This window comes from Streptococcus jiangnanensis (assembly GCF_040888325.1).
GTDB classification, from domain to species: domain Bacteria; phylum Bacillota; class Bacilli; order Lactobacillales; family Streptococcaceae; genus Streptococcus; species Streptococcus jiangnanensis.
Map to the genome: position 1 here is coordinate 222,481 of NZ_JBFNFF010000001.1, position 19,398 is coordinate 241,878.

Genomic DNA, 19,398 nt, shown 5'->3' on the forward strand with positions numbered 1-19,398 from the left:
AACATGTTTGGATTTTTTAAGAAAGATAAAGCTGTAGAAGTCGAGGTTCCAACACAGGTTCCTGCTCATATTGGCATCATCATGGATGGGAATGGCCGCTGGGCTAAAAAACGGATGCAACCACGGGTTTTTGGTCATAAGGCAGGGATGGAAGCCCTCCAAAAAGTGACCAAGGCAGCTAACAAGATGGGAGTTAAGGTCATCACGGTTTATGCCTTTTCAACGGAAAATTGGACGCGTCCAGATCAAGAAGTCAAGTTTATCATGAACTTGCCAGTCGAATTTTATGATAACTATGTCCCTGAATTGCATGCAAATAACGTTAAGATTCAGATGATTGGGGAGACAGACCGTTTGCCTAAGCCGACTTTTGAAGCTTTGAAAAAAGCAGAGGAGTTGACCAAGAACAATACGGGTTTGATTCTCAATTTTGCGCTCAATTATGGTGGTCGTGCTGAAATTACGCAGGCTCTTAAGGGCTTGGCTCAAGATGTTCTAGATGCTAAAATCAACCCTGGTGATATCACAGAAGATATGATTGGGGACTATCTTTTCACGCAGCACCTGCCAAAGGATTTGCGAGATCCTGATTTGATTATCCGCACGAGTGGTGAGTTGCGTTTGAGTAATTTCTTGCCATGGCAAGCAGCCTATAGCGAGCTTTACTTTACGGATACCCTGTGGCCTGATTTTGATGAAGCTGCCTTGCAGGAAGCTATTGCTGCTTTTAACCATCGCAATCGCCGTTTTGGAGGAGTTTAGGAGAAGATATGACCAAGGATTTACAAAAGAGAACATTGTTTGCGGTATTGGCCCTGGCAATTTTCCTTCCAGTCTTGTTTGCAGGAGGGCTCTTGTTGCAGATAGGGATTGGCTTGTTAGCGATGCTAGGCGTTCATGAACTCTTGCACATGAAGGGACTAAAGACTATGACCATTGAGGGTGCTTTGACTCTTTTTGCGACCTTCGCTCTCACAGTTCCTTTAGAAAATTACCTAACTTTTTTGCCTGTTGATGGAAATGTGGTTGCCTATAGTGTTCTGATAACCATAATGCTAGGGACGACCGTTTTCAGTAAAAACTATACGATTGAAGATGCCGCTTTTCCAATTGCTGTGAGTTTTTATGTTGGTTTTGGCTTCAATGCCTTACTAGATGCTCGGGTGGCAGGTTTTGACAAGGTACTGTTGGCCCTTTTTATCGTTTGGGCGACAGATAGCGCAGCCTACCTGACAGGGATGAATTTTGGTAAACATAAATTGGCGCCAAGAGTTTCTCCTAATAAGAGTATTGAGGGCTTTGTCGGGGGTATTTTAGGTGCGGTACTGATAACGGTAATCTTCATGCTAGTGGACAGTACAGTTGCTCTTCCTTATGGAATTTATAGAATGAGTCTCTTTGCTGCCTTCTTCAGTGTGGCAGGTCAGTTTGGTGACTTGATTGAGAGTGCCATGAAACGCCATTTCGGTGTCAAGGATTCTGGGAAATTTATCCCTGGACATGGCGGTGTGTTGGATCGCTTTGACAGCATGCTGATTGTGTTTCCAATGATGCACTTATTTGGCCTGTTTTAAAGAAAGGAATATTGAATGATTGGATTGCTAACCTTTATCCTCGTTTTTGGGATTATTGTGGTGGTGCATGAGTTTGGACATTTTTATTTTGCCAAGAAATCAGGCATTCTAGTTCGTGAATTTGCCATTGGTATGGGGCCCAAGATTTTTTCCCATATCGGTAAGGATGGCACTGCTTATACCATTCGAATCCTTCCTCTAGGAGGCTATGTTCGTATGGCAGGCTGGGGTGATGATGCGACAGAAATCAAGACAGGAACTCCAGTCAGTTTAACACTTGCCGACGATGGTAAGGTCAAACGGATCAACCTCGCAGGGAAGAAACTGGATCAAACAGCTCTCCCTATGCAGGTAACCCAGTTCGACTTTGAAGACAAGCTCTTCATTAAAGGCTTGGTCTTGGAAGAAGAAAAGACTTTTGCAGTGGATCATGATGCAACGGTTGTTGAAGAAGACGGAACCGAAGTGCGCATCGCTCCTTTGGATGTACAGTATCAAAATGCTTCTATCTGGGGCAAGCTCATCACCAACTTTGCAGGTCCTATGAATAACTTTATCTTAGGTGTTGTTGTATTTTGGATCTTGATCTTTTTGCAGGGCGGTGTTAGAGATACTCAGACCAATCTCTTTCATGTCATGCCAGAGGGAGCTTTGGCTAAGGTAGGCGTAGCTGAGACCGCTCAAATTACCAAGGTCGGCTCGCATGAGGTTAAGAATTGGCAAGACTTGACCCAGGCTGTGGAAGCAGATACCAAGGACAAGACCGCTCCGACCTTGGATGTGACCATTTCTGAAAATGGTAGCGAAAAACAAGTCACTGTGACGCCAGAAGAAAATCAAGGACGTTACATTCTCGGGGTTCAACCAGGGGTCAAGTCAGACTTTCTATCCATGTTTGTTGGTGGATTTACAACCGCTGCCGACTCAGGACTCCGCATCCTTTCGGCTCTGAAAAACTTGATTTTCCATCCAGATTTGAACAAACTCGGTGGTCCCGTTGCCATTTTTAAGGCAAGTAGCGATGCTGCTAAAAATGGTCTTGAGAATGTCCTCTACTTCCTAGCCATGATTTCCATCAATATCGGGATTTTTAACTTGATTCCGATCCCGGCTTTGGATGGTGGAAAGATTGTGCTCAATATCCTAGAGGCTATCCGCCGGAAACCCCTTAAACAAGAAATTGAAACCTATGTCACCATGGCTGGTGTAGTTATGATGGTTGTCTTGATGCTAGCTGTGACCTGGAATGACATTATGCGACTCTTCTTTTAGATAATCGAGGAATATTATGAAACAAAGTAAAATGCTAATCCCAACGCTTCGCGAAATGCCAAGCGATGCTCAAGTTATCAGCCACGCACTTATGTTGCGTGCTGGTTATGTTCGTCAAGTTTCTGCTGGTGTTTATTCTTACCTACCACTCGCTAACCGTGTGATTGAAAAGGCTAAGAATATCATGCGCCAAGAGTTTGATAAGATTGGTGCGGTGGAGATGTTGGCTCCTGCCCTTCTCAGTGCTGATCTTTGGCGTGAATCAGGTCGTTATGAAACCTATGGTGAAGACCTTTATAAACTGAAAAACCGTGAAAAGTCAGACTTTATCCTAGGTCCGACACACGAAGAAACTTTTACAGCTATTGTTCGTGACTCTGTCAAGTCTTACAAGCAATTACCACTCAACCTTTACCAAATCCAACCGAAATACCGTGATGAAAAACGTCCACGTAACGGACTTCTCCGTACGCGTGAATTTATCATGAAAGACGGCTATAGTTTCCATGCTAATTACGATAGTTTGGATGTGACTTATGACGAGTACAAGGCAGCCTATGAACGTATTTTTACTCGTAGTGGCTTGGACTTCAAGGCCATCATCGGTGATGGTGGCGCTATGGGTGGTAAGGATAGCCAAGAATTTATGGCCATCACACCAGCTCGTACAGACCTTGACCGCTGGGTTGTTTTGGACAAGTCAGTTGCCTCATTTGATGAAATTCCTGCAGAAGTGCAAGAAGAAATCAAAGCAGAATTGCTCAAATGGATGGTTTCTGGTGAAGACACTATTGCCTACTCAAGCGAGTCTAGCTATGCGGCTAACTTAGAAATGGCAACAAACGAGTACAAACCAAGCAACCGTGTTGTTGCGGAAGAAGAAGTGACTCGAGTGGAAACTCCAGATGTTAAATCCATCGATGAAGTGGCAGCCTTCCTTAACGTGCCAGAAGAGCAAACGATTAAAACTCTCTTTTACATGGCAGATGGTGAGCTTGTTGCAGCCCTTCTAGTTGGAAATGACCAACTCAATGAAGTCAAGTTGAAAAACCACTTGGGTGCAGATTTCTTTGATGTTGCTAGTGAAGAAGAAGTGGCAAATGTTATATCAGCTGGCTTTGGTTCGCTTGGTCCAGTTGGTTTGCCAGAAAATGTGAAAATCATTGCAGACCGTAAGGTACAAGATGTTCGCAATGCTGTTGTGGGTTCTAACGAAGATGGTTACCACTTGACGGGTGTGAACCCAGGTCGTGATTTCACTGCAGAATACGTAGATATCCGCGAAGTTCGTGAGGGTGAAATTTCCCCAGACGGACAAGGTGTCCTAAACTTCGCCCGTGGTATCGAGATCGGTCATATTTTCAAACTCGGAACTCGCTACTCAGCAAGCATGGGTGCAGATGTTTTGGACGAAAATGGCCGTGCTGTGCCAATCATCATGGGATGTTACGGTATCGGTGTTAGCCGTCTTCTCTCGGCAGTTATGGAACAACACGCTCGCCTCTTTGTTAACAAAACGCCTAAAGGGGAATACCGTTATGCTTGGGGAGTTAACTTCCCTAAAGAATTGGCACCATTTGATGTGCACCTGATCACTGTCAATGTCAAGGACGAAGAAGCGCAAGCCTTGACAGATAAACTTGAAGCCAACTTGATGGAGGCTGGTTACGAAGTCTTGACAGATGACCGTAACGAACGTGTCGGAGTGAAGTTTAGCGATAGCGACTTGATTGGTCTGCCAATCCGTATCACTGTTGGGAAGAAAGCGGCTGATGGTATCGTAGAAGTTAAGATTAAAGCGACTGGTGATACCATCGAAGTTCATGCAGACAACTTGCTTGAAACGCTTGAAATCCTCAGCAAGAAATAAAAACTTTAATCAGAAGAAAAACAAGGCAAAAATGTAACTAGTTTTTACCTTGTTTTTTCTGTATAATGGGAAAAATGAGTAAACGAAGAGGTATAACAATGCTAAAATTTCCAAAGGATTTTGTTTGGGGTTCCTCCACTTCTGGACCGCAAACTGAAGGGCGCGTGCCTGGTGACGGCAAGGGGGACAATCTCTGGGATTATTGGTATCAGGTGGAACCCAATCGCTACTACAATGGGATTGGACCTGATAAAACATCGACCTTCTATGAGAACTGGGAAAAGGATATTGAGCTTTTGGTAGAGACTGGGCATACAGCCTTCCGAACTTCTATCCAGTGGTCTCGTATTTTCCCGCAAGGTTGTGGAGAAGTCAATCCTCAAGGGGTGACTTTCTACCGTCAGGTTTTTGAGGCTATTAAGGCCAAGGGGATTCGCCTCTTAGTCAATCTCTATCACTTCGACCTGCCATTTGCCCTCCAAGAAGACGGCGATGGCTGGGAAAATAAGGCAACTGTCAAGGCTTATGAAGACTATGCTCGTTTTTGTTTTGAAACTTACGGCGACTTGGTGGACCAATGGATTACCTTTAACGAGCCCATTGTCCCTGTAGAATTTGGCTATTTTTACGATGCTCACTATCCTCACAAGGTAGATGCCAATGCGGCGGTTAAGGTTGCCTATCATACGCAACTGGCTAGTAGTCTTGCGGTTAAGGCCTGTCATGAGATTTTGCCTGATTCCAAGATTGGGATTGTCCTTAACTTGACACCAGCTTATCCACGTAGCCAGCATCCTGCGGATGTCAAGGCTGCGCGCATTGCCGACCTCTTCCAAGCCCAATCTTTCCTAGATCCGTCTGTACTGGGAGTTTATCCAGAAGAGTTAGTAGAGATTTTAGCTGAGCATGATTTACTGCCAGAGTACACTGTTGAAGAGTTAGAACTCATTCGTGAGAATACAGTTGATTTCCTTGGAGTCAACTACTACCAACCTTTGCGCGTTATGGCGCCGCGTTTTGCTAAGCATCCTGATAGCCCGCTTTTGCCAGAGCATTTCTACGAACCTTACGTCATGCCGGGCCGTAAAATCAACCCTCACCGCGGTTGGGAAATCTACGAGCAGGGGATTTATGATATTGCCCAAAATATCAAGGAAAATTATGGTAATATCGAGTGGATGTTGACAGAGAATGGCATGGGTGTTGAAGGGGAAGATAAATTCCGTGTGAATGGCATGATTCAGGACGACTATCGTATCGACTTTGTCAAAGGACATCTGCGTGAACTTCACCGTGCTATCGAAGACGGTGCTAACTGTAAGGGCTACTTGATTTGGACCTTTATTGATTGCTGGTCATGGCTCAATAGCTATAAAAATCGCTACGGTCTGGTTGAGCTTGATTTGGAAACGCAGGAACGTCGCCTGAAGAAATCAGGTCACTGGTTCAAGGAACTCAGCGACCATAATGGATTTTAAGAATAAAAAGAGTGAGATGGCGTTCATCTCACTTTTTATTACAATATCATCACCAATGTTCCAATCGTAATCAGGATACAGCCAATAATTGTTTTAAACGTCAGGATATCTTGTAGGAAGAAAAAGGCTAGAACGAGGGTAATGACGAGACTTAATTTATCGACAGCAGATACCTCAGTCGCATTGCCCATCTGCAAGACCTTGTAGTAGCAGAGCCAGGAGGCGCCAGTGGCCAAGCCAGATAAGATGAGAAAGAGCCAACTTTTTCTACTGATGTTGACAATTTCGGTCTGACTATTGGTCAAGAAAACCATGGCCCAGGCCATCAGAATGACAACGACCGTACGAATAGCGGTTGCTAGATTAGATGGAACTCCTTCAATCCCAATCTTGGCTAAAATTGACGTTAGGGCTGCAAAGATAGCTGATAAAAGTGCGAAGAAAAACCACATGGCAAATACCTCCTCCCCTTATTATAAGTAATTGATGCTGACTTGTCAGGTATCAAGTGAAATCTTGATAAAATACCAGATAGAAAAACTATACCAATTTTTATTCTTGACAAGTGAGAAAAACAAGTATATACTGTTTTTGCTGATTCCGTAAAGTGAGAATTAGACTATACCAATTTAAGGAGAAAGCACAGCTGGTCTGTGTCGTATATACTATGTGTGGAATTGTTGGTGTTGTTGGAAACACAAATGCAACTGATATTTTGATTCAAGGGCTTGAAAAGCTTGAATACCGTGGCTATGATTCTGCGGGGATTTTTGTCCTAGGTGGTACTGAAAATCATCTAGTTAAGGCTGTTGGCCGTATCGCAGAATTGTCTGCTAAGACAGCTGGCGTTGAGGGAACAACTGGTATCGGACATACGCGTTGGGCGACTCATGGAAAACCAACTGAGGACAATGCTCACCCACATCGCTCTGAGACAGGATGTTTTGTCTTGGTGCACAATGGAGTGATTGAAAACTACCTTGAAATCAAGGAAGAATACCTTGCAGGTCACCACTTTAAGGGGCAAACCGATACAGAAATTGCCGTTCACCTGATTGGAAAATTTGCAGAAGAAGATGGTTTGTCAGTTCTTGAAGCCTTCAAAAAAGCTCTTCACATCATCCGTGGTTCTTATGCCTTTGCCTTGATTGACTCTGAAAATCCAGATGTCATCTATATCGCTAAGAACAAATCACCACTCTTGATTGGTCTTGGAGAAGGCTACAACATGGTCTGCTCAGATGCTATGGCCATGATTCGTGAGACCAACCAATACATGGAAATCCATGACCAAGAGTTGGTAATCGTCAAGGCTGATAGCGTTGAAGTTCAAGACTATGATGGCAATCGCCGTGAACGTGCTAGCTATACTGCGGAGCTTGACTTATCAGATATCGGTAAGGGAACTTATCCTTACTACATGCTCAAGGAAATCGACGAGCAACCAACGGTGATGCGTAAACTCATCCAAGCCTACACAGATGATGCTGGTCAAGTAGTGGTTGAACCTGCTATCATTAAGGCTGTTCAAGATGCAGACCGCATCTACATCCTTGCAGCTGGAACATCGTACCACGCAGGATTTGCTTCTAAGAAGATGTTGGAAGAGTTGACAGATACACCTGTTGAACTTGGAATTTCATCTGAGTGGGGCTATGGTATGCCACTTCTCAGCAAAAATCCACTCTTCATCTTTATCAGCCAGTCTGGTGAAACAGCTGACAGCCGTCAGGTTTTGGTTAAGGCTAATGAAATGGGCATTCCAAGCTTGACAGTGACAAACGTTCCAGGTTCAACCCTATCACGTGAAGCCAACCATACTATGCTTCTTCACGCGGGTCCTGAAATTGCCGTGGCATCAACCAAGGCTTATACTGCGCAAATCGCAGCTCTTGCCTTCCTAGCAAAAGCAGTCGGAGAAGCAAACGGTAATGCCAAAGCTCAAGCCTTTGACCTGGTTCATGAGTTGTCAATCGTAGCTCAGTCTATCGAATCAACCCTTTCAGAAAAAGAAACCATTGATGCTAAAGTTCGTGAGCTTCTTGAAACCACTCGCAACGCCTTTTACATCGGACGTGGTCAAGACTATTATGTAGCCATGGAAGCCAGTCTTAAGCTAAAAGAGATTTCTTACATCCAGTGTGAAGGTTTTGCGGCAGGGGAACTCAAGCATGGAACCATTGCCTTGATTGAAGAAGGAACGCCTGTCTTGGCCCTCTTATCAGATCCAGTCCTTGCCAACCATACTCGTGGAAATATCCAAGAGGTCGCAGCTCGTGGTGCCAAGGTTCTCACTATCGCAGAGGAAAATGTTGCTAAAGACACAGACGATATCGTCCTTACGACCGTCCACCCTTACCTCTCACCAATCTCAATGGTCGTGCCAACACAATTGGTCGCTTACTTTGCAACCCTCCACCGTGGTCTTGATGTGGACAAACCACGTAACCTTGCTAAGTCAGTAACAGTAGAATAAGCTAAGAAAGTCTAGTTCATCTAGACTTTTTCTAATGAGCAAATTTATTGAAAATAGAACTAATTAGTGATAAAGTATCCTAAAACTAAAAGAGATAGCGAGGAAACGGGATGGTAGAATTAGGAATTTCAACATTTGGTGAAACAACAGCTCTAGAAGCGACTGGACAGATTTACAGTCATGATGAACGCATTCGTCAGTTGGTGGCAGAAATTGAGCTGGCTGATAAGGTTGGTTTGGATGTGTACGGGATTGGGGAGCATCATCGGGAGGACTTTGCGGTATCGGCGCCAGAGATTGTCCTTGCAGCTGGTGCTGTTAATACCAAGAAGATTCGTTTGTTCCAACAATATGCTACCATCGATGCCTTGTCAAATGGCCGTGCGGAGATTATGGCTGGGCGTGGTTCATTCACCGAGTCCTTCCCTCTGTTTGGCTATGACTTGAAAGACTATGAAGCTCTCTTTGATGAGAAATTAGACATGCTCCAGTTAGTCAATGAAAAGACCAAGATAGACTGGCAAGGTCAATTGACCCAAAGCATTGCTAGAAAAGAAGTCTATCCCCGTCCAGTTCAGGACAAATTGCCATTGTGGGTGGCGACAGGTGGTCATGTAGAGTCAACAGTGAAGATTGCTCGGGCGGGGCTGCCGATTGTATATGCCATTATCGGTGGCAATCCGCGTTATTTTAAAAAGCTGATTCAAGCTTATCGTGAGATTGGAAGGGAGACTGGTCATGCGGATAAAGACCTGAAAGTGGGCGCTCATTCTTGGGGGTGGATTGCTGAAGATGGCGAGCAGGCTGTCAAAGATTATTTCCATCCGACCAAGCAAGTGGTGGATGCGATTTCTAAGGACCGTCCACACTGGCAGGAGTTGACCTATGAGCAATATTTGGAGCAAATTGGGCCAAATGGAGCCATGTTTGTGGGAAATCCAGACCAGGTGGCAGAAAAATTGATTCGCATGATTGAGGATTTAGACTTGGACCGTTTCATGTTCCATCTACCGCTTGGTTCTATGCCACATGATCAAGTTTTGAGAGCTATTGAACTCTTCGGCACACAAGTGGCGCCGAAAATACGTGCTTACTTTGCTATGAAAGAGGAGTTATAAAAAAATTCAATCAGTTGAGTCGATTGGTGAGGAACACCCTTGGATTCAGCAACAGGTGGAAGTGATACAAGCGATAGAGCATACTATCCAGTGGAATATATACTATTTTATATCAAGTACAAGATAAAATAGTAAAAAAGACGATTTCCGCTTGGAAATCGTCTTTTTGATACTTAGAATAAATCCAGCCTAATATTTCCACCAAAATGTGGTTTTTCAAGAGCTACCTGTGCTAATTGATTGAGTGTTTGTTTACTATTTTCTTGATTATAGAATTTAAGTCCTTTGATGATAACTCCATCAACTTCATCCTCGAAAACCAAATCTTCTTGATGGTCATTGATGTATGAAAGAAGTTCCTCCTTCCATCTATCTTTTTCTGCCAATTGTTCACCTTTGGGTTCAATGAAGATTTGAAGATAGTAATCCTTATTTTGAAGAAGTAGGATAAAGTCTGGCTGAAATCCTGAAAAATTGATTACCCGTGGGTTCTCCTCAAATTGGTGCAATTTCAATTGTTCAACTTTATCTGTCCCCTTTAGCATGTTTTCGTCCATCCGAATGAGGAAAACATCACCGTATTGTTCTCTTAGTTCATCAATGTGATTGGCGATAGCATTAACTAGATTTTCCTCATTTCTATTGATTATAGCAGATTGGTAAGCAAAAAAGTCAAATTTTTCAAAACTAATATTAGTTACTTTTTGTTCGATTAAGGAGCCACTCTGTTTAGCTGTATCATAATTAGGTATTCGTTTGCGATAATCAACGAGATATTCTTCAATAGGATATCCAACAAAACGATTCGTACCTCTAGCTTTACGATAACCTGCCTTTATTTGGGCAGCCAGTAGGTTAAAAAAGTTATCAACAATTTTCAGTTTTTCCATAGCGGAAAAATCTTCTACAATGGTTTCTTTTTCTGTTGTGACAGAGAGTGTAAGATTTTGCAAATCTAGCCAATTTTCACCCCAAAACTCATCCATAGACTTGAGATTTGGAAGATATTTTTTCAGATTTTCAAAACGGAAAAAATTAGAGCGACTAATTGATTTTTTAAAGTAACGAATATCAATTCTCCTCAATTGGGACGTTTTTAACTCTATTGCTTCAGCTGAAAGGTAAGCTATTTCATAGGTGGATTTAAAATAGGTTACATTGGCTAGCTTAGAAATTTCAATACCATATGCACGTAAATTCACATAGTGACTGTCAGGAATTTCCTCAGTTTCATTATAGTAAAGCTTACCTGTTTTAAAGATTTGGGTTTTCTTAAAAGAGGGTTTCAGTTTGATTTCAATCGGAGGATTTTTTTCATCAGTCCCAGTCGCAAGATTCATCTTGTCAAGTGATGCCATCAAATTCTTGATGTATTGCGGTTCATTAAGGGTATGGTAGTGTAGTGTTTCCAACAAAAGACTTGCTGTTTCATCTGATTCATCAAATCGTCTTTGGTAAGAAATCTTTTGATTTAAGGAGAAAGGATTGTATCGCGCCCCACGTCCGATCAACTGAGCCTCGGAATTGGTTGATTTAGCATCTCTTTTATCATTCATTTTCCCCAAGTTGCTAATACGAACGATATCGTAAAGATTGAGGGCATCCCAACCTTCTGTTAATTTTGCTACTGCAAAGACTACACGATACAGATTATTGGGCGATTCAAGCGAATTGAGGGCTTGATACTGTCCTGTTTCTAGCAACCCTTTTGAACTACTGTCTGAATCATTTGCATTTAGAATTCTAGCTGGTGAAAAACCACGCTTAAGTTCTCGTACAACAGTTGAAAGATCATCCTTTTCGAGATAATACTGATAAGCTAGCTGTAGGGTATGGCTTTGCTCTTCTGATACACTTTTCAATTGTGAAATAAGGAACGACCTTAAACTTTCCACGGTCAGACTATCAATCATCTCATTGAATAGATTATTTGCTTCATAGGAAGCATCGATTTTATGCGATTTGAAAAGAATGACTGGTTTTATCTCAATTCCAAATTTTTCTAGAGCAAATTTGCGACGATATTCACTCAGAAGAACAGTACTAAGCATATTATCTTCATTGGAATTTCCCGTCTGAATGCGTCTTACATTTTTTGAATATCGCTCTTTTATGTATGAATCCAAGGTATAACGGTAAATAATCTTATCTCGATATTTTTGATAAATGGTCTCATCGTCAAAATCAAGTGTTGCGGTAAATTCTAGCAAGAGATTATCAGCATGTGCGTGAAGGAGATCAAGTAGGCTTTTTTCCCATGAGACTTTTTCCAATTCTGCTTTATTTTTCTTTTTCGTAGAAGCAGAATAGTGATGGGCTTCATCCGCCAGAATAACCATTTTTGTCTTCTGGTAATCTGTTAATGACATGATATTTTCTGCTTGTGTGAAAAGGTCATTTGTCAATGTTTGAATTGAAACAAACTTAATATTAATTACATTTTTATTAGGAAAATCTGGAAATCTTCCTGAAATCTGGTTGATAAAGATATGTTCCCCATCAATTTCTAAGTTGGAATTGAAAAGAAACTTCGTAGATTGAGCATTCGTTAGATTATCAATGGTCTTACTCAGAACACCATTTGTATTCACTGTAAACAGAAAATTTTGATACCCTTTTTCTTTATAGAGATAGAGGATTAAGCCAGCCATCAAATCAGTCTTTCCTGAACCAGTTGCCATATTGAACATGAGTTGTCTTGGCTTTCGAAACGTGAAAGTATCTGATGCTTGAGTGTAGTGAAAATAGCGAATAGCTTCACTTTGATAAGAACGTGGTTCATGCTTGAGATTTTCTACAATATACTGTGGTAATTCCCAACCATGCTGTTCGTTCAAAATATCCATATCCAGCTGTTTCAATTCATCGAAGAGTTCAAAGATCAGTTCTTTTTTCTTTGCTTTTCTAACCATCATTTCTCCCCATAAAAACTCTTATTGAAATCATAATCTGATTGAGATAATTGCGATTTAATGGTTTCATCATCAATTTCGGAGTAGTTGTGATAGAGCTGGTTTTTGTCAATAATTTTCACAAGAATTTTTTTCTGCATTTCAAAATCTTCATCCCAGATAGATTGGTCAACTTCTTGTAAATCCACTCTAAAATCAAAATCAAGTGTAGATTTCAAGTTATCAAAGATAGCTTTTAATTCCTCAGAATTTTTAGAGTTAAGGACAGCATTAATAAAGGTTGCATTTTTGTCCATTAATTCAGCATAAATGAATGAACCATCGCCAGACCAAGCAACATCTTGAGAAATGCCACCTTGTTCTCCATCAATAACTTTCTTTAATCTTTCTATAGAAACGGTTTCAATATAATCCATTTGTTCAATACCGATGTACTGACGATTCATCTTGTGAGCAACTGCTGCAGTAGTTCCCGAACCCATAAAGAAATCGAGGACAAGATCACCTTCATTTGTAGATAGTTCTAAGACGCGTTTAATTAACTCTTCTGGTTTTGGATTAGTAAATACTTCTTCTCCAAATAACTCCTGTTGGTGCTTTGTTGCAGAAGTATTTGTATTGGTTTCTCTCCAAGTAATACTATTAGGCTGAATTGTCCAAATTGAACTACTTGCCTTACCTTTACCTGCCATTTTTACTTCTGAATAATAGGCTTTAAGTTGTGGTTTTGATGTTCCGTTGGCACCAAATCGAATACGATTGTCAGCCAACCATCTTTCATAATTCTCTTTTGTAGTTCTCCAGCATCGTCCTTTTGGAGGTATGTAGATATCTCTGGTATTGGGATTGGTTATTTCATATTGAAGATTTTTTCGGATATTTGGAGCATCGAATGGTTCAAGCCTATATGGACCTCGTCCATCATTATCATCATACTTAAATGTTTCAATATCAAGAGCTAACCTAAAATCATTTTTATCAATGGCGTCTTTATTTTTAGCATAGACCAAAATATGATTACTGTTCATTGAAAACAAACCATCACTTGAAACTGAACTTCTAGCTTCCCAAGTAACATCGGCAATAAAGTTTTCAATTCCAAAAATCTCATCCATCATGACTTTAAGATAGTGAGTTCCTTCATCACTCATGCTTAAAAAAAGTAAACCATCATACGATAAAAGCTGATAAGCGATTGATAGCCTGTTCTTTAAGAAGGTTAACCAGCTGGATAAACTAAAATTAGAATTATAGGTAAACGTATCTGTCGGTTTAGTTTTCAGGAAGTAGTAAGGTGGGTCAATAAAAACTGTTTTAATTTTTCCACTAAATCGTTTTTTCAAACTGTGGAGTGCTAACAGGTTGTTTCCCTTGATAATCAGGTTATCCGTATCCTTGATTTCTGATACAGGAGAAGAGCCATTTTTGTCATATTTCTTAGCATTTTTAAAAATCTTTTCATCAAGGAGGACATCAATCTCCTCACGAGCAACTATCTCATTTAAAAACGATTCTTCAGCATCTTCCCTCGAAACATCATCTTTAGTCATACCAGCTTTTAAGATACCATCTTTGTAGGGGAAATTTAGGACAACGTCTATTGTTTCATCTAAATAGTGATTATTTGTCGCTAACCCGATTTTGTTGGTGTAACGCGTGTAAGAGTTTGACCAATATTCATCAACTTCAAGCATTTGAATGATATCATTGATTTTCAAAATTGTCGCACCAGCAATATCCTCGGTAAATGCTTCATTTAGAATTGCATTTGTCAAAATCTTTTCAACCAACTCAGGTTTATAATTATCTAAATCTACTATAATAGCGTCTTTTTTTAATAGTCCCTCAGCTACATACTGTTCATCAAAGCTTTCTACCACCTCTCGCAGGGCTTGTTGAATCGCTGTTTCGAATGCCTGACTCATGCAAGTCCCTCACTTTCATACACAACAGAAAAGACCTTCTCACAAAAATGTGAAAAAGTCTGTTTTAGGGCTTGACAAAAAATACGCTTGATTACATAATCAGCGTGAGCTGTGAGCTGTGAGCTGTGAGCTGTGAGCTGTGAGCTGTGAGCTGTGAGCTGTGATTGCTTTCATACCAATCATTCCTTTACTTTTTGATAGTTCTATTATATCAAAATTTCTAAATTTTGCATATTTGCTTTCCCTGACGGATAGTCATGTATAAACCACTTAGAAAATATGATTTATGGCTACATCTATACTAAATGAAGTACATTTTGAATTGGAGAAGTCTGTCCTATTAAAAGACGATCTCCGCTTGGAAATCGTCTTTTTTTGATATTCTCGCAAATACGATATCTTATAGTTGGTGTAAACTGGTAGATAGCTCTCTTATTTTATTTGTCAAAACCTTGTAAGTTTTTTTGGCGCTCTTCAGTTTGACCCTTGGCATCCAATTTATTACCATTGTAAACAGTGCTTTCCCATGATCCGTACATTGGGTTAGGGAAAATGATGAATTTCTCACCAAACTCTTTTTGTAATTCCTCTAATTTTTGGTTGCGCTCAGTTTCAGAGGTCTTTGAAAACTCTGCAAAGTCCACAAGATTGTCTCCTAATAGCATGACTAAGTTGGTTTTTTCTTGGACTGCTTGTCTACGACCTTCTTTAGATTTGACGCCTTTTTCTAAGAACATGAGATGATCGCGGCTTTGTACAGGAATTCCTTCATTTTCTAGGTTTTTGATCGTATCATCTACCTGATCTATCGTGCGGTCAGATACATAGTAAATTTGGACACCGTTTTGGTCTGCAAATTGGAGAAAGTCTTTAGCACCTGGTACAGCCTTGGCTGCGGCTTTTTTTACCCAGACATCCCAGTTTTCTGGGGTAAATGCTGTTCCATCTTTGACATTTTGCGCTTGATAAGGGCTATTGTCTAATACGGTTTCGTCCAAGTCCAAAACGATAGAGTAGGGTTTATCTGTCTGTGTTTTTAGTAGTTCTTTCAAACGATTAGTAGCGACATTATAGCCTTGTAGATAGAGTGCCTTGGTTTCAGCTGCTTTTTGATACCAAAGAGTTGACATAGTATTTTCTCTTGAACGCAACTGATCATAGGTCATTGTAACCTGATTATCAGATGTACTACTTTGTGTTGTCTGTGAATTTGCCGAATTTGTGCCACAGCCAGTCAGTAAAATGACGGAAGCAAGTGTAGAAGCAATTGTAATGGTAACTTTGGATATTTTCATAATCCCATCCTCCTAATAATAGTCTACTAATATTGTAGCGTTTTCACAGGATTTGTGCAAGGGAATATCGAGAGAAAATAAATTTTTCAGTAGTAATTTGGTATTAGGATAAAATTATATACTTAATTTTGGAATGAAGATGGATATAAAAAAATCCAATCGGCTTGATAGAAAATCTATATCAGCTCCTTTTTGAAAAATAGATGAAAATAAAATGAATCTTTGAAAGGCTAGTAATATCAAGCTTTTCAGGGATTTTTTTCTTTATAGATATAAAAATTTCCAATTGAGTTGATAGTCAATATATATTGGGAAAAGGGGAAAAGGAGTGGTAAGATGGTTTCAATCCAAATGGAAGGAGAAAGGTATGGCAAGTAAAAGAGATCTAGTCTTTAGAGCGATTCGAGGCGATGAAGTGGAAAGAGTTCCTGTGGGATTTTGGTTTCATTTTGTAACACTCGAAGAAAAGGGACAGGGATTAAATAATCCACGTATCTTTCAAAAAAGTGTTGATGGGCATCGCAACTATGTGGAAAGGATTCGCCCTGATTTTGTCAAAATTATGAGCGACGGTTTTTTCCTTTATCCAAGTAATGTCTATAGTCCTAAGGTTACAAGCATTCAGGAGCTGTCTTCTATTGAGTCAATTGGTGAGGAACACCCATGGATTCAGCAACAGGTGGAAGTGGTACAAGCGATTCGAGAGACCTTTACAGAAGAGATTGCTTCTTTCTACAATATCTTTTCACCGATCTCTTACCTCAAGCGCTGGTTCCGTACAGAAACTTCGCGAGGTGATAAGGAAGTGGCTGATCTATTGCTTGAAAATCCTGAGCAATTCAGATCTATTCTGGATGTGATTGCAGGAGATATTGCTATCCTAACTCAGAAAATCATCCAGCAAGGTGGAGTTGATGGGATTTATCTCAGCACCCAGGAAATTCAAGATGAGCGCATCACACCAGCACTCTACCAAACCTATATCGCACCGAGCAATATAGCGATTTTGGAAGCAGCTAATCAGGTGGGTGGGACCAATATCCTCCATATCTGTGGTTTTGAAGGTGCGAGCAATGATGTGACGATATTTAAGGACTATCCAGCTCAAGTGGTCAACTGGGCGACCCACCATGAGGATGTTAGTTTGACACAGGGTCAAGAGTTGTTCCGAGATAAAGCCGTTTTAGGTGGATTTGAAAATGGCAAGAAAAGTTTGCTTTATCAAGGTTCCAAGGCAGAATTGCAAAATGAAACAAGGCGGTTGCTGGCTGAAGCGGGTAGTAAAGGAGTTCTTCTGGGAGCTGACTGTACTGTTCCAGATGACTTTGACTTAGAGAGGTTGGACTGGATTCGGCAGGCAGCTGTTCTCTAAAAGGAGGAGCTATGAAAAGTAAAAGATGGGGCATCTTCATTGCAGTTGTCGGTTTGCTGGCCTTGGTTGCCATAAGCGTCGTAAAAAATGGGCACTGCAAAAATGGAGAGAGATGTCGTGGAGTTCAGGATTTTTCCAAGTCCAGTCTCCCCTTTCTACGCTCGAATGATATCGCAAGCAGTTTATTAGTTGAAAAAGTAAGAAATGGAGAATAAGAATGTCAGAAAAAAAAGAATGGGTTTTAAAAGCATTTAGAGGTGAAAAGGTTGATCGTGTGCCAGTTGGCTTTTGGCACCATTTCACATCCGAAGACGAATGGCTACAAGGTTTCTCAAATCCAGTCATTATCGAGAAGAATATCGAGGGCCATAAGCGCTTTATCCGAGAAGTTCAGCCGGACTTTATCAAACTCATGAGTGATGGGTACTTTGCTTATCCAAATCCAGCGATTGCCAAAGGAAAATCACTTCAAGAATTGGCGACCATTCAACCACTCGGACCAGATCACGCTTGGATAAAAGAGCAGGTGGACTTGGTTAAGAAAATCAAGCAAGAATTTACAGAAGATATCGTTGCGATTTACAATATTTTTGCTCCTGTGACCTATCTCAAGTGGCTACTAGGGGAAGTATCTGCTGGCGATGACCTTATCGCGGACTTTCTGGTGGAAGATCCTGAAGCCCTTAAGAAGGTGTTGGATGTGATTGCAGAAGATATTGCGAGTCTCAGTCGAGCTGTCATCGAAGAGGCTGGTGCTGACGGAATCTACCTCAGCGTGCAGAGTATCCAAGATCAACGAGTGTCGGCAGCAGATTATCAAGCCGTCATTGCCCCTAGCGAGATAACGGTTCTGGAAGCAGCTAGTGCTGTTGGTGGCGTCACAGTTCTTCATATCTGTGGCTACGAGGGAGCGCGAAATGATATTCACCTTTTTGCAGACTATCCAGCCCAAGTCTTTAACTGGGCTGTAGGACCAGAGGGAATCACTCTCAAGGAAGGTCGTGAGATTTTCAAGGGACGTACGGTTCTTGGAGGATTCGAAAATGGTAAGACAGGCTTGCTGTATACTGGTAGCAAGGATGCCATTCAGGCTGAGGCAAAGAAACTAGTTGCAGAAGCTGGGGAACAGGGCTTGATACTTGGAGCGGATTGTACCATTCCAAGTGATATCGCAGTTGAACGTATCCAGTGGGTGAGAGAAGCGCTTGAAAACTAAAGGAGAAAAAGATGAGTAAAAAAGCATGGATTATCGGTGGTGTAGCAGTTGTTGCAGTAATTGGGGCAACGATTATCGGAAGAAGTTTAGCTGGTGCTCCAGCCAAGGATGGAGAAACGGCTTCGTCTGCTGAAGTTATAACCTTGAAGGTTGCCCATACACAAAACTATGTACCTTATGACTTTGTCAATGAAAAAGGGGAATCAGATGGTTATGAGGTAGCTGTTTTGAAGGCTGTTGATGAGAAGTTGGCAAACTATCAATTTGAATATACGGGCACCAGTGATGACGACCTCTTGATTGGTCTGGAATCAGGCAAGTATGACATCGGAACCAAGGGAGCTTGGTACACAGATGAACGAGCTAAAAAGTTTGTCATTCCATCTGAACCAGTCGGAGCGAGCATCATCGGATTTACTGTCAGAAAAGAAGATGAACAGAAATACAAAACCATTGATGACTTTGCTAAGAATAAAGGGAAATTGGTTCCCATCTCTCCACAGAATGCTCAATGGAATGTTATCACCAGCTACAATGAAAAACATCAGGATGCACCGATTGAGCTAACAGCAGCTGAATCCTTTAAAGTGGCAGATGCCTATGCCTGGGTCTTAGAAGGACGTTATGACGCCTTCTTTGATATCAAACTGTCCTTTGAAAAAGCAGTTACCGCAGAAGATGGCCCTTACCACCAATATGCGGATAAACTCAGCTGGTTCCCATACAAGGGCATTCCAACTTATCCCTTGATTCACCGTGATGAAAAGGGTGAGAAATTCGCTAAAGAATACGAAAAAGCAATCAAAGAGTTGAAAGAAGATGGCACGCTTGCTAAGCTATCTCAGCAATACTTTAAAGAAGATGTCTTTAGTTATGTAGACAAAGACTAG

The 19,398-nt window shown here is 41.2% G+C and carries 15 protein-coding genes; 11 read left to right on the forward strand and 4 right to left on the reverse strand.

The window, feature by feature from the left end:
• Positions 1–3 precede the first annotated feature (3 nt).
• The 5 genes from AB2B49_RS01120 (at position 4) to AB2B49_RS01140 (ending at position 6,194) form a co-directional block, all read left to right on the forward strand.
• Positions 4–762, forward strand: a complete 759-nt coding sequence (locus AB2B49_RS01120) for an isoprenyl transferase (protein WP_000466705.1) — start codon at positions 4–6, stop codon at positions 760–762.
• An 8-nt stretch (positions 763–770) separates the two neighbouring features.
• On the forward strand, positions 771–1,574 hold the full coding sequence (locus tag AB2B49_RS01125) for a phosphatidate cytidylyltransferase (RefSeq protein WP_000159119.1): 804 nt from the start codon (positions 771–773) through the stop codon (positions 1,572–1,574).
• Positions 1,575–1,589: 15 nt separating this feature from the next.
• Complete coding sequence (gene rseP, locus AB2B49_RS01130) at positions 1,590–2,846, forward strand: RIP metalloprotease RseP (protein ID WP_320691835.1); 1,257 nt, start codon at positions 1,590–1,592, stop codon at positions 2,844–2,846.
• Positions 2,847–2,862: 16 nt separating this feature from the next.
• A complete protein-coding gene (locus AB2B49_RS01135; protein ID WP_320691836.1) occupies positions 2,863–4,716 on the forward strand; it encodes a proline--tRNA ligase in 1,854 nt (617 codons plus the stop codon).
• A 98-nt stretch (positions 4,717–4,814) separates the two neighbouring features.
• A complete protein-coding gene (locus AB2B49_RS01140) occupies positions 4,815–6,194 on the forward strand; it encodes a glycoside hydrolase family 1 protein (protein ID WP_071851650.1) in 1,380 nt (459 codons plus the stop codon).
• Positions 6,195–6,232: 38 nt separating this feature from the next.
• Here the strand turns inward: AB2B49_RS01140 and AB2B49_RS01145 are convergent, their stop codons facing one another.
• Positions 6,233–6,646 (reverse strand): EamA family transporter, encoded by a 414-nt coding sequence (locus AB2B49_RS01145; protein ID WP_071851648.1) that lies wholly within the window; start codon positions 6,644–6,646, stop codon positions 6,233–6,235.
• Between the two features lie 215 nt (positions 6,647–6,861).
• Between AB2B49_RS01145 and glmS the strand changes: the two genes are divergently transcribed.
• Positions 6,862–8,670: a glutamine--fructose-6-phosphate transaminase (isomerizing) gene (gene glmS / locus AB2B49_RS01150; protein ID WP_320691837.1), complete on the forward strand. Its 1,809-nt coding sequence runs from the start codon at positions 6,862–6,864 to the stop codon at positions 8,668–8,670.
• 110 nt (positions 8,671–8,780) lie between these two features.
• Complete coding sequence (locus AB2B49_RS01155; RefSeq protein WP_320691838.1) at positions 8,781–9,788, forward strand: LLM class flavin-dependent oxidoreductase; 1,008 nt, start codon at positions 8,781–8,783, stop codon at positions 9,786–9,788.
• Between the two features lie 173 nt (positions 9,789–9,961).
• Here AB2B49_RS01155 and AB2B49_RS01160 read toward each other — a convergent pair whose 3' ends face one another.
• From AB2B49_RS01160 to AB2B49_RS01170, 3 genes are all read right to left on the reverse strand, one after another.
• On the reverse strand, positions 9,962–12,700 hold the full coding sequence (locus AB2B49_RS01160) for a DEAD/DEAH box helicase family protein (RefSeq protein WP_049505430.1): 2,739 nt from the start codon (positions 12,698–12,700) through the stop codon (positions 9,962–9,964).
• Positions 12,700–14,625: a site-specific DNA-methyltransferase gene (locus AB2B49_RS01165; protein WP_049505429.1), complete on the reverse strand. Its 1,926-nt coding sequence runs from the start codon at positions 14,623–14,625 to the stop codon at positions 12,700–12,702. Before AB2B49_RS01165 ends, AB2B49_RS01160 begins: the two co-directional genes overlap by 1 nt.
• A gap of 437 nt (positions 14,626–15,062) precedes the next feature.
• Positions 15,063–15,920 carry a 5'-nucleotidase, lipoprotein e(P4) family gene (locus AB2B49_RS01170; protein WP_049505428.1) on the reverse strand — a complete coding sequence of 286 codons (858 nt, stop codon included), beginning with the start codon at positions 15,918–15,920 and terminating at the stop codon, positions 15,063–15,065.
• Between the two features lie 367 nt (positions 15,921–16,287).
• On the opposite strand from AB2B49_RS01170, the gene AB2B49_RS01175 reads away from it, so the two are divergent.
• Genes AB2B49_RS01175 through AB2B49_RS01190 form a run of 4 tightly spaced genes read left to right on the forward strand, consistent with a single transcriptional unit; the run spans position 16,288 to position 19,398 of the window.
• Positions 16,288–17,292, forward strand: coding sequence for a uroporphyrinogen decarboxylase family protein (locus tag AB2B49_RS01175; protein WP_049505427.1), 1,005 nt, complete (start codon positions 16,288–16,290; stop codon positions 17,290–17,292).
• 11 nt (positions 17,293–17,303) lie between these two features.
• The gene (locus AB2B49_RS01180) at positions 17,304–17,507 is read left to right on the forward strand and encodes a hypothetical protein (protein WP_000837737.1); all 204 of its coding nucleotides are present in this window, start codon (positions 17,304–17,306) and stop codon (positions 17,505–17,507) included.
• A 2-nt stretch (positions 17,508–17,509) separates the two neighbouring features.
• Positions 17,510–18,508 (forward strand): uroporphyrinogen decarboxylase family protein, encoded by a 999-nt coding sequence (locus AB2B49_RS01185; protein ID WP_049505426.1) that lies wholly within the window; start codon positions 17,510–17,512, stop codon positions 18,506–18,508.
• Between the two features lie 11 nt (positions 18,509–18,519).
• A complete protein-coding gene (locus tag AB2B49_RS01190; RefSeq protein WP_049505425.1) occupies positions 18,520–19,398 on the forward strand; it encodes a transporter substrate-binding domain-containing protein in 879 nt (292 codons plus the stop codon).